We start from the raw sequence: 14216 nt of genomic DNA on the forward strand, positions 1-14216 counted from the left end.
GACATGAGCAGCACCCGGGTTCCCAGGGCCGAGATCACCGGCCTCTACGGTGCCGTGTTGAAGAGGTTCAGCCGCAGGATGTTCGGCGACGTGCCCGAACCGCTCGAGGTGATGTGGCACCACCGGCCGGTGCTGCGGTTCGGCCTCGGCCTCGGCCAGCGGTCCCGCCGGTGGCACGCCTGCGACCGGCACCTCAAGTCGTACGCGCACATGGCGGTGGCCGCCACGATCGGCTGCGGCTTCTGCCTCGACCTGGGGTACTTCCAGGCGCACGACGACGGCCTCGACCTGACCAAGGCGCGCCAGGTGCCCCGCTGGCGCGAGTCGGACGTCTTCACCCCGGCGGAACGGGACGTGCTGGAGTATGCCGAGGCGATGACGCAGACCCCGCCGACGGTCACCGACGAGCTGTCCGCCCGGCTGCTGGCCCACCTGGGCGCGGCGGGCCTGGTCGAGCTGACCGCGTGGATCGCGCTGGCCAACCAGTACGCGCGGACCAACGTCGCGCTCGGCATCGAGGCCCAGGGCTTCGCCGCCGCGTGCGGTCTGCCGCCGCTGCCGCCCCGGGCCCGGCCGGACGGCGCGACGGTCTGACCGCCACCCCGCCCGCCGCCGCCCGGCCGGCCCGACCCGGTCCCGGTCAGCGGGTGTCGTCGGGCACGGCGGCGGTCAGCAGCGCGACCAGGTCGTCGAGGGTGTCCAGGGGACGGCCCGGACCGTTCAGCTCGACCTCGACGTCGTACTCCGACTCGATCGCGTCGACCATCCGCAGCAGACCGAGGGAGTCGACGCCGAGGGCCACCATCGAACCGCCGGTGAGCAGGTCGGTGGCCGCGACCTCGCCCCCGGTGGCCTCGCTGACCAGGTCGGCGAGCCGCCCCCGCAGGTCGGTGGTGTCGCTGGTGTCCATCAGCACTCCTTCACGGACGGCCGGACGATCTCGGCGATCTCGGCGATGGTGGGGGTGTCGAAGAAGGCGTCCAGGGGCACCTCGACGCCGAGCCGTTGCTGGATGCGGCCACTGATCCGGGTGATCGTGAGGGAGTGGCCACCCAGGTCGAACAGGTCCTCGTGCACGCCGATGTCGGGGATCCGCAGCACCTCCTGCCAGATCGTCCGCAACTGGGCCACCACCGGGTCGTCGTCGGCCGGGGGGACGGCCCCGACCGGCGTGCCGGGCGGTCCGGCGACCACGGTGGGGTCAGGCCGGTCGCCGGCCGTGCCGGCGACCGGCGTCGCGTCGCAGCCCGGCTGGGTCGGGTCGTCGCCCGGCTGGATCGGAGCGGTGGCCGGCGGTCGGGTGAGGTCGGTCGTGAGGTTCCGGGCGGCCAGGGCGGCCCGGTCGACCTTGCCGTTCGGGCTCGACGGCAGCCGGTCGAGCGGCACGAAGTCGGTCGGCAGCGCGGCCGGCGGCAGGCTCGCCGCCAGGTGCCGGCGCAGCCCGGCCGGCTCGACGACGGCACCGGCGCGGGGCACCAGGTAGGCGACGAGCCGGGGTTCCTCGGCGTCGGACCGCAGCACCGTCGCCGCGTCGGCCACGTCCGGATGGTCGAGCAGCCGGGCGTCGATCTCGCCCAGCTCGACCCGGTGCCCCCGGATCTTGACCTGGTCGTCGGTGCGGCCGAGGAAGTCCAGCCGCCCGTCCGGCAGCCACCGGCAGCGGTCACCGGTGCGGTAGAGCCGCTGTCCGGGCCGCCCGAACGGGTCCGGCACGAACACCTCGGCGGTCAGGTCGTCGCGCCCCCGGTAGCCGGCGGCCAGTCCGGCACCGGCCAGGTACAGCTCGCCCGGCACCCCGATCGGCGTCGGCTGTCCCGTGGCGTCCAGCAGGTACGCCCGCACGTTCGGCAGCGGCCGTCCGATGGTGACCTCGTCGGGGTCGGCGGGGATGTCGGCCATCGTGGCGTACACCGTCGCCTCGGTGGGGCCGTACCCGTTGACCAGGCGGGCGGTGCGGGCCCGCAACTCGCGGGCCAGGGCGGGCGGCAGGGCCTCGCCGCCGGTGACGGCGACCAGCGGGGCCGGCGCGACCCCGGGGGCGTCCGGTCCGGGCGTGCCGAGGCCGGCCTCCAGCAGCACCCGCCAGCCCGAGGGGGTGGCCTGGGCGTGGGTCACCCCGGCGGCGCGGACCAGCCGCAGCACGCCCGCGCCGTCCAACGGGCCGACCGTCGAGGCGACCACCACCCGGCCGCCGGTGACCAGCGGCAGGAATACCTCCACGGTGGAGATGTCGAACGACAGCGAGGTCAGGTGCAGCCACCGGTGCGCGGGGCCGCTGCCCAGCAGGTCCCGGACGCCCAGCAGCAGGTTGGTCAGCGCGCCGTGCCGTACCGCGACGCCCTTGGGCCGGCCGGTCGAGCCGGAGGTGTAGAGCAGGTAGGCCAGGTCGTCGGCGGCCGGTGACCCGGCGGGGTCGGCCGGCGTCGGCACCGGCCCGGCGAGCAGGTCGACCCCGTCGAGGGCGAGGGTGGGCCAGGGCAGCCCGCCCGCCGTCGGCGTCACCACCAGCGCGGGGTCGGCGTCGGCGAGGACGAGTTCCCGGCGGGCCGGCGGGTGCTGCGGGTCCACCGGCAGGTACGCCGCCCGGCAGCGCAGCACCGCCAGCAGGGTGACCACCGCCCGCCAGGACCGGTCCAGGGCGACCGCGACGAGCGAACCCGGCCCGACCCCACGCTGCCGCAGCAGCCCGGCCAGCCGGTCGGCGGCGGCGTCGAGCTGGGCGTAGCTGAGCGTCAGGTCGTCGTCGACCACGGCCGGCGCGTGCGGGTCGGCGGCGACCCGGGCGGCGAACAGGGCGGGCACGCTCGCCCCGGCGGGGTACGCCCGACCGGTGTCGTTCCACTGCCGGGTGACCCGGTCGAACTCGTCGGCGGGCAGCACCGGCAGCTCCGCCACCGGCCGGTCCGGGTCGGCGAGCGCGGCGGCGAGCAGGGTACGCAGGTGCGCCCCGATCCGGCGTACCGCGTCGGTCGGCACCGCCGCCGGGCTGTGCTGGAGGCTGACCGTGGGGCCGGTGGGGGCGTCCACGATCTGCACGTGCAGGGCGTTGCGGGCGGCACCGCCGAACAGCGTCCAGTCGACCTCTGCGGCGACCCCGGGGAAGGTCGGCTCGCCGCCGCGTCGCCGGTAGCCGACGCTGACCGGGGTGAGCGCCGGGGCGGGGCGCAGGCCGGGCACCGCGTGGGCCAGCGGCACGGCCCGGTGCCGGTACACCTCGCGCAGCCGGTCCCGGACGACGCGGGCGTGCGCGCGGAACGTGCCGTCGGCCGGCGTGACGCTGACCGGCAGTTCGTTGACGAACAGTCCGATCCGGTCGGCCTGGTCCGGGGTACGGGTGGACAGCGCCACCCCGATCGGCAGGTCCCGGTTGCCGTACCGCCCGAGCAGGGCGTGCAGCGCGGTGAACAGCAGCTCGAAGCGGGTGACCCCGAGCGACCGGGCCACCGGGTCGATGCCGTCGACCACGTCGGCGGGCAACGCCACCTCGACGGCGACGCCGGGCTCCGCGCCGGTGGGCAGCCGGCGCAGGCCGGGCAGCACCACGTCGCCGGGGCCGGACCAGTGCCGCGCCCAGAAGTCGCGGGCGGCGGGCAGGTCGGCGGCGATCCGCTGCTGTTCGGCCGCCGCGAGGCCGGCGTGGTCGGCTCCGGGCCACGGCTGTTCACCGGCCTGCCGGTGGACGTCGGCACGTCCCGGGGCGGGGTCGCGTGCCGGGTCGACGGACCGGGCGGCGGCGTACCCGGCGGCCAGGTCGGCGACCAGCACGTCCTTGGAGGTGCCGTCGAAGACCAGGTGGTGCGCGGTGACCAGCAGCAGGTGGTCGCCCGCTGCCCCGGTCAGCAGGGTGAACCGGGCCAGCGGGCCGGTCCGCAGGTCGTACGGTCGGGCGATCTCCTCGGCGACCCGCGCGTCGGTCAGCGCGCCGGAGGTGACCGCCGGGCGGGTGTCGGCCGGCGTCAACCGGGGGGTGCCGTCCTCGTCGGTGCCGACCCGGGCGGCCAGGACGGGGTGCCGGGCGACCGTCGCCGCGCACGCCGCGACGAGGGCCGCCCGGTCCAGCTCCGCGCCGAACCGGATGCCCAGCGCCATGTGGTACGCCGTGCCGGCGACCCCGGCCTGCTCGGTGAACCAGACGGCGTGCTGCGCGAAGGTCGCCTCGGCGGTGCCCACATGCTCTCCCATGGTCGTGCTGTCGGTGCGGGTGGTCAGTTGTCGAACAGGGCGGTGAGCTGCCGTTTGAGCACCTTGCCGCCCTCGTTGCGGGGCAGCCGCGTAAGCAGCAGCAGCCGGGCGGGCAGTTGGTGGTCGGCGAGCCGGTCGGCGAGGAAGCCGCGCAGCGCCGGCAGGGTCAGCCCGTCCGCGCCGGCCTGCGGCCGGGGCACGACGGCGGCGGCCACCGCCGACCCGAGCACCGGGTGCGGCACCCCCACCACGGCCACCTCGGCGACCAGCGGATGCTCGTGCAGCGCCGCCTCGACCTCGACGGTGGAGACCTTGAACGCGCCGGTCTTGATCACGTCCTGGTGCCGGTCGGTCAGGTAGAGGTAGCCGTCAGCGTCGATCCGGCCCACGTCGCCCATCCGCACCCACCCGTCGCGGAAGGTGGCCCGGTTCGCCGCGTCGTCGCGGTAGTAGGCGCGCGGGTGCGGGGCGCGCAGCCACACGTCGCCCGTCGTCCCGGCGGGCAGCGGCCGGCCGTCGGCGTCGGCGACCATGAGCTGCCCGCCGACCGGCCGGCCGACCGCGTCCGGCCGGGCCGGGTCGTAGATCATCGTGGTCTGTGCCGGGGCGGCCTCGGTCGAGGTGTAGTAGTTGACGATCGTGGCCTGCGGGAAGGCCGCTGCCAGCCGGGCCGCGACCGCCGGGGGCAGCGGCGCGGCGGTGGAGCCGATCAGCTGTACGCCGCTGGTGTCGCGGTCCCGCAGCGCGCCGGAGTCGAGCAGTTCGATGGCGATCGACGGGACCACGAACACCGTCCCGGTGCCGGGGGCGGCGACCAGCCGGGCGAACCGGACCGGGGTGAACCGGGGCAGGGTGAGCGCGGCGGCCTTCGCGGTCAACGCGTTGAGCAGCATCGTCTGCCCGGCGTTGGTGCCGATCGCGAAGGCGTGCAGGAACCGCTGGGAGTGGGCCAGCGCCAGCCGGCGCGGATGGTGCGGGGCGCCGGCGGTGAGGTTGGCGTGCCGGGCGGCCACGCCCTTGGGTCGGCCCGTGGTGCCCGAGGTGTAGAGGATCTGGGCGAGGTCGCCGGGGCGGGCGGCGGGCGGGTCGCCGTCGTCGGGCCCGTCGGCGCGCAGCTCGGCGTCGCCGAACACCGCCACGCCGGGTGGGGCGGGCGGGGCGGGGGTGTCGTCGCCGTGCACGACGGCGGTGGCCGCGCAGTGGGTCAGCGCGTAGCCGAGCTGCCCGGCGGCCAGCCGGTCGGACAGCGGCACCGCCACCCCGCCGGCCCACAGCACGCCGCAGTACGTCACCGCGTACCGGACCCAGTCGCGGGGGCCGAAGACCAGGCCGACCCGGTCGCCGGGGCGCAGCCCTCGACGGCGCAGCGCGGCGGCGACGGCCCGCGCCCCGGCGGACCACCCGGCGAAGGTCAGCGTGGCCACCTGGTGCACCTCGACCGCCACCCGGTCGGGGTGCAGCCCGGTACGCCAGTCGAGCAGCTCGGGCAGGGTACGCGGCGGTGGCGTCCCGGTGGGTGTCGTGGTCACCGCGGCCCTCCCGCCGTTGCGACGCCCACCGGGGTCCGGTCGGCGGGGTCGGTCGTCCGCGCCCGGCGTTCCTCCAGGCCGACCAGGTCGTCCGGGGGCGCGTCGGGCACCTCGTCGTCGAACCGGGCCAGGGTGGGGGTGGCCAGCGACACCAGCGCGGTCAGCGCGATGCACACCCCGAACAGCACGTAGAGCAGCCCGTGCCCCCGGCCCGGTCCGACCCCGAGCACCGCGCCGACGGTGCCGGCCAGCGCCCCGTCGGGCAGCAGCGTCGGCTCCACCACCCGGGCGGCGAACGGGGCGACGAGGCCCCAGCCCAGCGGCAGGGTGGACTGGGCGACCATCTGGTTGACCGCGAACACCCGGCCGTGCACCCGTGCCGGCACCTTGGTCTGGATGATCGTCTGGTAGACGCCGTTGACGATGCCCAGCGCCAGGTACATGCCGAACGCGCCGGCCCCGATGAGCAGCAGGTTGGGCCGCAACCCGGTCAGCACGGCGGCCACCGCGATGCCGAGGGTGCCCAGCAGCACCGCCCGCATCCGGCGGCGGCGGGGGCCACCCCACAGCAGCATCACCAGGCCACCGGTGGCCGCGCCGACCCCGCCGGTCAGCGCGACCCGGGACACGTCGGTGAGGTCGGCGAAGCCGAGCACCAGCGGGGAGAGCAGGAACAGCACCGGGAACAGGAAGAAGTTCAGTGCGGCGAAGAACGCCAGCATGGCGCGGAACTCCCGACGGCGCAGCGCGTAGCGCAGCCCGGCGACGATCTCGGTGCCGATGCCCTCGCGGCGTTGCATGGCCAGCGTGCGGGGGAACCGGACGACCGTCAGCACCCCCACCGCGAACAGGTACGACGCCACGTCGACGAGCAGGATGCCGCGCAGCCCGACGGTCTCCAGCAGGGCCACGGCGAGCAGCGGCACGGTGAACTGGGTGAGGCCGACGGCGGTCTGGGTGAGGCCGTTGGCGTGCCCGAGGAAGCGTTTGGGCACCAGTTGCGGCACCGCCGAGACGAACGCGAGCCGTTGGAAGGCCAGCGCCACCGACAGCCAGCCGACCAGCGGATAGAAGTGCCACACCTGCACCCGGTCGGTGAACACCAGCCCGGCGAGCACCGCGTTCGCGCCGCCGGCGGCGAGTCCGGCGGCCAGCAGCACCCGCCGCCGGCTGGTGCGGTCGATCAGCGCCCCGGCCAGCGGCGCGACCAGCAGGCCGGGTAGTAGGCCGAGCACGGCGAACAGGGCGAACCGGGCGAGCGACCCGGTCTGCGTGTAGATCCACAGTGGGATCGCGAAGGTGGTCAGCGCGGTGCCCAACCCGGAGACGACCTGACCGGCGGCGACCAGGCCGAACCGGCGCAGGCTCGGCGGCGGGTCGCCGCGGTCCCGGTCGCCGTCGGCCGTCGGGGCCTGGTCGGCGCGGGAGACGGCGGCGAGCCGCCAGGGCGGCGGCGTGGCCGGCGGCCCGGCCGGGACGGGCCGGGGTGGCGCGTCGAGCCGCCGGTGCACGCCGGTGACGATCTCGGCCAGTTCGGCGGCCCGGTACTTCAGGAAGTAGTGCCCGCCCTCGTCGATCACGGCGAGCGCGGTGCGGTCACTGAGGAAGTGCCACTCCCGGTACCGCTCCTCGTGGTAGTCGGTGCTGCGGTCCCGCTCGCCGACCACGGAGACGACCGGCGCGCGCAGCGGGGTGACCCGCTGGCGCATCAGCGCGGTGAAGTAGTCCTCGCTGACCCGGGCGTCGTGCCGCATCGCCCGGACCAGGAACCGCACCTCGTCGGCGGCGAGCGAGCCGACGGCGGTGCCCTGCGCCTGCAACCAGGTGCGGTAGATCCGGTCGCTGCGCAGCCGCTCGGCCAGCCGCAGCCGCAGCAGCGGCCCGAGCGGCCCGTCGGCGGGCCGGGCGAACGGGAACACCGCGCCCAGGTACACCGCGAGCAGGTCCCGTCCGGCGGCCTCCAGCCGGCGGGCGACCTCCACGGCCAGCGCCCCGCCGGGACCGCAGTGGCCGTACACGATCAGCGGGCCGGTGACCCGGCCCAGCACCTCCGCGACCACGCCGGCGGCGACGTCGGCGATCGGCGCGGGCTCGTCGGCGAGGCCGATGTCGTGCCCCGGTACGGCCACCGACAGCAGCCGGTACCCGGCCGGCAGCGCGTCGGCCAGCGGCTGGTAGACCACCGCGCTGCCCCCGCCGTACGGCACGCAGAGCAGGGTGGCGACCCGGTCGGCGGCGGGCACCGGCGGGGTCAGCTCGTGCAGCAGCCCGGCCCGGCCGGCGTCGGGCCCGGCGACCAGGTCTGCCAGCTCGCGTACGGTGCGGTGCCGGAACAGGTCCATCACGCTGACCGTCGGCGGGGGCCCGTCGACGACGGCGGGCAGTTCCCGGCGCAGCCGGGCCACCACCCGGGTGGCCAGCAGCGAGTGCCCGCCCAGGTCGAAGAAGTCGTCGGTGACACCGACCTCGGGCACCCCGAGCACCGCCCGCCACACGTCGGCCACCAGCGTCTCCACCGGCCCGACCGGGGGCACCCGCTCGCCGGTCGGGCCGTCGTCGCTCGGCTCGGGCAGGGCCCGCCGGTCCACCTTCCCGTGCTCCTGCAACGGCAGCCGGTCCAGCACCACCCAGCGGGTGGGCACCATGTGCTCGGGCAGCCGCCCGGCGAGCAGGCGACGCCAGCGCGCCGGGTCCGGGTCGTCCGCGTCCGGTTCCGGCTCCAGGTAGGCCACCAGCCGGTCGTCGCGCAGCAGCACCGCCGCCTGGCGTACCCCCGGGCAGTCCCGCAGGGCGGCCTCCACCTCGCCCAGCTCGACCCGGTAACCACGGATCTTCACCTGGTGGTCGCGCCGGCCGAGGAAGACCAGCTCCCCGTCGGCCCGCCAGCGGGCCAGGTCGCCGGTGCGGTACAGCCGGGCCCCCGGCGGCCCGTACGGGTCGGGCACGAACCGGTCGGCGGTCAGGCCGGGCCGCCGCAGGTAGCCCCGGGCGAGCCGGTCCCCGCCCAGGTACAGCTCGCCGGGCATACCGACCGGCACCTGGCGCATCCGTTCGTCGAGCACGTGCGCCGAGGCGTACGGCAGCGGCCGGCCGGTCGGCACCGGGCCGACCTCCGGCGTGTCGGCCGGCACCCGGTAGGTGGTCACGCCGACGGTGGCCTCGGTGGGCCCGTAGTGGTTGAACACCCGGGTCGGCCCGGCGGCGAGCGGGGCGATCCGCTCCAGGTCGGACGCCTCACCGCCGAGGATCAGCGCGCGGGCCGGCAGCAGGTCCTCCGGTGCGGTGTCGGCGGTCAGCGCCGCCAGGTGCGACGGGGTGATCTTCAGGTAGTCGATCCGTTCGTCGCGCAGCCGGGTGGCCAGTTCGGCCCCGGTGCCCCGGCGGGGGAGCAGGTGCACCGCGCCGCCGGTGGCCAGCGCCAGGTAGAACACGGTGACGGCGAAGTCGAACGACATCGACTGCAACAGCCCGTACCGGGCGGCCGGGGCGACCGCGAACCGGTCCGCCACCCCGTCGAGGTAGCGCAGCACCGGCCGGTGCGGCACGGCCACCCCCTTCGGGGTGCCGGTCGAGCCGGAGGTGTAGATGACGTAGGCCAGGTGCCCGCCGCCCACCCCGGTCGCCGGCCGGTCGTCCGGTTGGGCGTCGACCTCGGCGGTGATCTCGTCCAGGTAGGTCGCCGCCGTCCCGGCGGGCAGCCGGTCGCGCAGCCCGGTACCGGTCAGCAGCACGGTCGGTCGGGCGTCGGCGAGCATCAGCCCCAGCCGGGCGGCGGGCTGCTCCGGGTCCAGTGGCAGGTACGCGCCGCCGGCCCGCAGCACCCCGAGCAGGGTCACGGCCAGCTCGACCGACTGCTCCAGCAGCACCCCGACCAGGCGGTCCGGGCCCACCCCCCGGGCCCGCAGCCAGTGGGCGAGCCGGTTGGCCCGCCGGTCCAGTTCCCGGTAGCCGATCCGGTCGGTGCCGCAGACCACGGCCGGCGCGTCGGGGCTCGCGGCGACGTGCGGGTCGATCAGGTCGGCCAGGGTGACCGCCGCCCCGGTGACCCCGGCGTCGGACGGCGGCGGGCCGGCCCGGCCCCCGGCGAGGGCCAGCATCCGGTCCCGGCCGGTCGGGTCGAGCAGGTCCAGGTCGACCACGGGCCGGTCCGGTTCGGCGACGGCGGCGCGCAGCAGCGTCCGGAAGCTGTCGGCCAGCCCGGCGACGGTGGCGGCGTCGAACAGGTCGGTGTGGTAGACGAACATGCCGCGCAGCCCGTCGGCGCTCTCCCCGACGTACAGCGACAGGTCGAAGCGGGCGCTGGCCGCGTCGGTGCCGACCGGTTCGGCGTGCAGGCCGGCGGGCCACCGGTCGCCGCCCCGGGCGTAGTTCTGCAGGGTGAACAGCACCTGGAACACCGGGGCGCGGGCGACGTCCCGGGTGACGTTCAGCTCCTTGACCAGGCGTTCGAACGGGATCTCCTGGTGGGCCAGGGCGCGCACCACGGTGCCCCGGTTGCGGCGCAGCAGGGTCGCGAAGCCCGGCTCGGCGGCGGTCGCCGGGTCCGGGGAGAGGTCGGCGCGCAGGGCCAGGGTGTTGACGAACAGGCCGACGAGGTGTTCCAGCTCGGGCACCACCCGCCCGGCCACCGGGGAGCCGACGGCGAAGTCCCGCTGCCCGCTGTAGCGGAACAGCACGGCCTGCAGGCCGGTGAGCAGGGTCATGTAGAGGGTGGCCCGGTGGGCGCGGCCCAGCCGGCGCAGCCCGTCGGTGAGGTCGGCGTCGACGGTGAACCGGTGGGTCGCGCCCGCGTACGACTGCACGGCCGGTCGGGGCCGGTCGGTGGGCAGCTCCAGCGGCGGCACCCCGGCCAGCGCGCGGGTCCAGTGGGTGAACCCGTCGCCGGTCGGCGGCCCGTCGAGCCGGTCCCGCTGCCAGCCGGCGTAGTCGACGTACCCGGTGGTCGGCGGTGCGGGCGGGTCGCCGCCGTCGCGCAGCGCGGCGTAGCCGGTGGCGATCTCGCCGAGCAGCAGGTCCAGCGACCAGCCGTCGCTGACGATGTGGTGCATCGCCAGGTGCAGCAGGTGTTCGGTGTCGGCCAGCCGGACGACGAGCACCCGCAGCAGCGGCGCGACGGCCAGGTCGAACGGGGTGTGCACGGAGTCGGCGACGAGGGCGTGGGCGGCGTCGGTGTCCGGCGCGGCGGTGACGGTCACCGGCACCCGTACCTCGGGCAGCACCGTCACCACGGGCTCCCCGTCGGCGCTCTCGGTGAACCGCATCCGCAGGCTGTCGTGCCGGGCGGCGGTGCCGTCGAGGGCGGCGCGCAGCAGGTCGACGTCGAACGCCCCGCGCAGCCGCACCGTCGTGTGGACGACGTACGCGGCGGTGCCGGGGGAGAGTTGTTCGGTGAACCAGATCCGCTCCTGGGCGAATGACAGCCGGGGATTTCCGGCGGCCCGGGGGATGGCGGAATGCGGCGGGGCGGCCCGCGTCGGTACGTCAACGTTCGTCACGCGGCGCCTTACTCGAAACGGTGCGGGCAGTGGCCAGTAGTCTGCCCGGCGGGCCCGACCGTCGGATCGGCTGATCGGTCCACTATGGAAAGCACCTTCGAGCGATTCGGCGACGGTCGGCGCGTCGTACGGTCGGGAATGCGATTCGCTGACGTGGTGGTGCCCGCGCAATGGGCGTCGGAGACGCTGCTGTCCGCCGAGTTCTCCGGTGACGGGGCCGGACCGGCGCCGTTGACCTGGGCCCAGCAGGTGATGTGGCGGTCCCTCGCCCGGTACGGCTCCAACCACGTCTTCCTCAACCTGCGCCGCACCGTGCCGGTGTCCGCGCGGGCCGGGGCGGACCCCGCCGCCGTGGTCCGGGCGGTCGGCGCGCTGGTCGGCCGGCACGGCGCCCTGCGGACCCGGGTGCGGGTCGTCGACGACGTGCCCCGGCAGGAGACGGCGGCGGCCGGGGTGCTGCCGCTGCTGGTCAGCACGGGGGTCGACGACGGCTCGCAGGCCGCCCGACAGGTCGCCGGCCGGCTCGGCGACGTCGCGTTCGACCACGCCGCCGAGTGGCCGCTGCGGGTCGCGCTGGTGACCGTCGACGACCGGGTACGGCAGATCGTGGTGGTGTTCAGCCACTCCACCGTGGACGCGCACGCCGCCGAGGTGGTGCTGCGGGACCTGCGGCTGCTCGTGCTGCGCGGCGGCCTGCCCACCCCGGCCGGCCCGCAGTCGGTGGACGTGGCCCGCTGGCAGCACGGGGTCGACCAGGGCCGTTCGGCGCGGGCGGTCGGGCACTGGCTGCGGGAGTTCGACACGCTGCCACCGTCGCCGCTGCCCGCGCCCGGTCCGGGCCTCACGCCGCCGTGGCGACGCGGCGTGCTGGTCTCCGCGGCCGTCGACACGGCCACCCGGCTGATCGCCGCCCGGCACCGGGTCAGCGGTTCCGCGGTGCTGCTGGCCGGGGTGACGGCGATGGCCGCCGGCCATGGTCACCGGGAGCGCCTCGGCATTTTCCCGATGGCCCACAATCGGTTTCGGGCCACGTACGCGAATGCCGTCGCCAATCTCGGCCAGATCGGTTTCGGTGTGCTGGATTTGTCCGGTCGCCCCCATTTCGGCGAGCTGTTGTCCCGGGTGTGGCAGGTGTCCCTGGACGCGTTGCGGCACGCGTATTACGACCCGGTCGCGCTGCGGCTCGCATTCGAGCAACGGGGCGTGGACCCGGCGTCGGCGTTCCAGCCGTACCACTACTTCAACGACGTCCGGTTGCCGGTCGGCGGCGTCGACGGGCTGCCGGCGGTGACCCGGGAGGCGTTGCGGGCCGCCACGGCCGGCAGCACCTTCGCCTGGACGGCGGGGCTCGACCAGGCGGCCTGGCACCTGCTGACCCACGTGGTCGACGAGCCGGCCGGGGTGGGTGTCACGCTCACCGTCGACACCCGGCAGCTTCCGCTGGCGACCGTCGAACCGTTCCTGCGTGGCCTGGAGGACCTGCTGGTGCGGGCCGCCTTCGACGACGTCCCCTGGCCCTGGTCACCCGCCACCTCGACACCCGCCACCTCGACCGCCGCCGCCCCGCCGGCCGGGCGGACGGCCGCCGACGGGTCGACGTACGCCGAGTTCGCCGGGGGGCGGGCCGCGACCGCGCCGCTGACCTGGGGGCAGCGGGCGATGTGGCGGACGGTGGCGGAGTTCGAGGCCCCCGCCGCGTACCGGGTGCTCACCCTGCCCCACACCCTGGCGGTCTCGGCGCGGGCCGGGGTGGACGTGCCCCGGGCGGTGCGGGCGGTGGGTGCGCTGCTCGCCCGGCACGAGTCGTTGCGGACCCGGGTCCGCCCGTACGACGGGCAGCTGTGCCAGGAGGCGTCGGCGGCGGGGCGGCTGCCGGTCGGGGTGCACCCCGTACCCCGGCCGGTCGACGACCCGGACGGCGCGCGGGTCGCGGCGGAACTGGCCGCGCGACTGGCCGGGTCGCCGTTCGACCACGCCGCCGAGTATCCGCTGCGGGTCGCGCTGGTCACCGTCGCCGACACGGTACGGCAGGTCGTGCTGGTGTTCAGCCACTGCGCCGTCGACTTCCACGCGGCGGCCACCGTGCTGCGGGACCTGCGCCTGCTGCTGCTGCGGGGAGCGGTCGACGGCCCGCCGGGTCTCCAGTCGCTGGACGTCGCCGGGCAGGAGCGCACGGCACACCAGCGGCGGTCGCAGCGGGCGGTGGCGTACTGGCTGCGGCAGTTCCCGGGCCTGCCGATGACCCTGGCCGACCCGGTCGGGGCGGGCGCTGCGCCCCGCTACCGGCAGGGTTCGCTGGTCTCGGCGGCGGTGCTGCACGCGTCCCGGCTGGTCGCCGCCCGGTACGGCGTCAGCACCTCCACCGCCCTACTCGCCGCGACCGCCGCCGTGCTCGGCGGCGGCGCGGGGCAGGACGCCTGCGGCATCGTGGTGATGGCCAACAACCGGTTCCCACCCGGGTACGACCGGGCGGTCGCCACCCTCAACCAGATCGGGCTGTGCCGACTGGACCTGACCGGGCGACCCGACTTCGGCACCCTGCTGTCCCGGGCCGGGCGGGCGGGCCTGGACGCGTACCGGCACGCCTACTACGACCCGGTGGAGTTCGAGCGGGCGTTCACCGGGCGGGGCGACGACCACCGCAGCGTGCTGGCCCCGCTGTGCTACCTCAACGACACCCGGCTCGACCCCGAGGTGCGCCCGGGGGTGCCCGGCCCCGACGAGGCGGCCCTGCGGGCGATGGTGACACCGGACGCGGTGCGCTGGGTGGGGGAGCTGGACCGGTTCGCGTGGCGCTGCCGGGTGCAGGTGCGCGACGCCCCGGGCGCGGTGGAGCTGGCCGTCACCGCCGACACCCGCTACCTGCCTGTCGAACGGGCCGGGCGGCTGCTGACCGGCGTGGAGGCGCTGCTGGTCGAGGCCGCCTTCCACGAGGTGCCCTGGCCGTGGTCCACGGCGGGGTGAGGGTGTCCCTGAGGCCCGGCGGGACACCCTCACCCCTTCGGCCGGG

At 76.2% G+C, this 14216-nt stretch carries 6 protein-coding genes; 2 read left to right on the forward strand and 4 right to left on the reverse strand.

All coding sequences use genetic code 11. The features are described 5' to 3' along the window. The first annotated feature begins 3 nt into the window (after positions 1-3). Positions 4-594 (forward strand): carboxymuconolactone decarboxylase family protein, encoded by a 591-nt coding sequence (locus B5D80_RS27200; RefSeq protein ID WP_088646800.1) that lies wholly within the window; start codon positions 4-6, stop codon positions 592-594. A 46-nt stretch (positions 595-640) separates the two neighbouring features. On the opposite strand, the gene B5D80_RS27205 is transcribed toward B5D80_RS27200, so the two are convergent. The 4 genes from B5D80_RS27205 to B5D80_RS27220 are packed head-to-tail and all read right to left on the reverse strand — an operon-like array spanning position 641 to position 11206. After that, positions 641-910: an acyl carrier protein gene (locus tag B5D80_RS27205; protein WP_088646801.1), complete on the reverse strand. Its 270-nt coding sequence runs from the start codon at positions 908-910 to the stop codon at positions 641-643. After that, the gene (locus B5D80_RS27210) at positions 910-4182 is read right to left on the reverse strand and encodes a non-ribosomal peptide synthetase (protein ID WP_088646802.1); all 3273 of its coding nucleotides are present in this window, start codon (positions 4180-4182) and stop codon (positions 910-912) included. Before B5D80_RS27210 ends, B5D80_RS27205 begins: the two co-directional genes overlap by 1 nt. 23 nt (positions 4183-4205) lie before the next feature. Continuing rightward, complete coding sequence (locus tag B5D80_RS27215; protein WP_245855009.1) at positions 4206-5711, reverse strand: class I adenylate-forming enzyme family protein; 1506 nt, start codon at positions 5709-5711, stop codon at positions 4206-4208. After that, positions 5708-11206, reverse strand: a complete 5499-nt coding sequence (locus tag B5D80_RS27220; protein WP_088646803.1) for a non-ribosomal peptide synthetase/MFS transporter — start codon at positions 11204-11206, stop codon at positions 5708-5710. The genes B5D80_RS27215 and B5D80_RS27220 overlap by 4 nt, the downstream gene beginning before the upstream one ends. A gap of 138 nt (positions 11207-11344) precedes the next feature. Between B5D80_RS27220 and B5D80_RS33105 the strand changes: the two genes are divergently transcribed. Beyond that, positions 11345-14170 (forward strand): condensation domain-containing protein, encoded by a 2826-nt coding sequence (locus tag B5D80_RS33105; RefSeq protein WP_158224250.1) that lies wholly within the window; start codon positions 11345-11347, stop codon positions 14168-14170. The last annotated feature ends 46 nt before the right edge of the window (positions 14171-14216 follow it).

It is taken from the genome of Micromonospora wenchangensis, from assembly GCF_002210435.1.
Taxonomy (GTDB): domain Bacteria; phylum Actinomycetota; class Actinomycetes; order Mycobacteriales; family Micromonosporaceae; genus Micromonospora; species Micromonospora wenchangensis.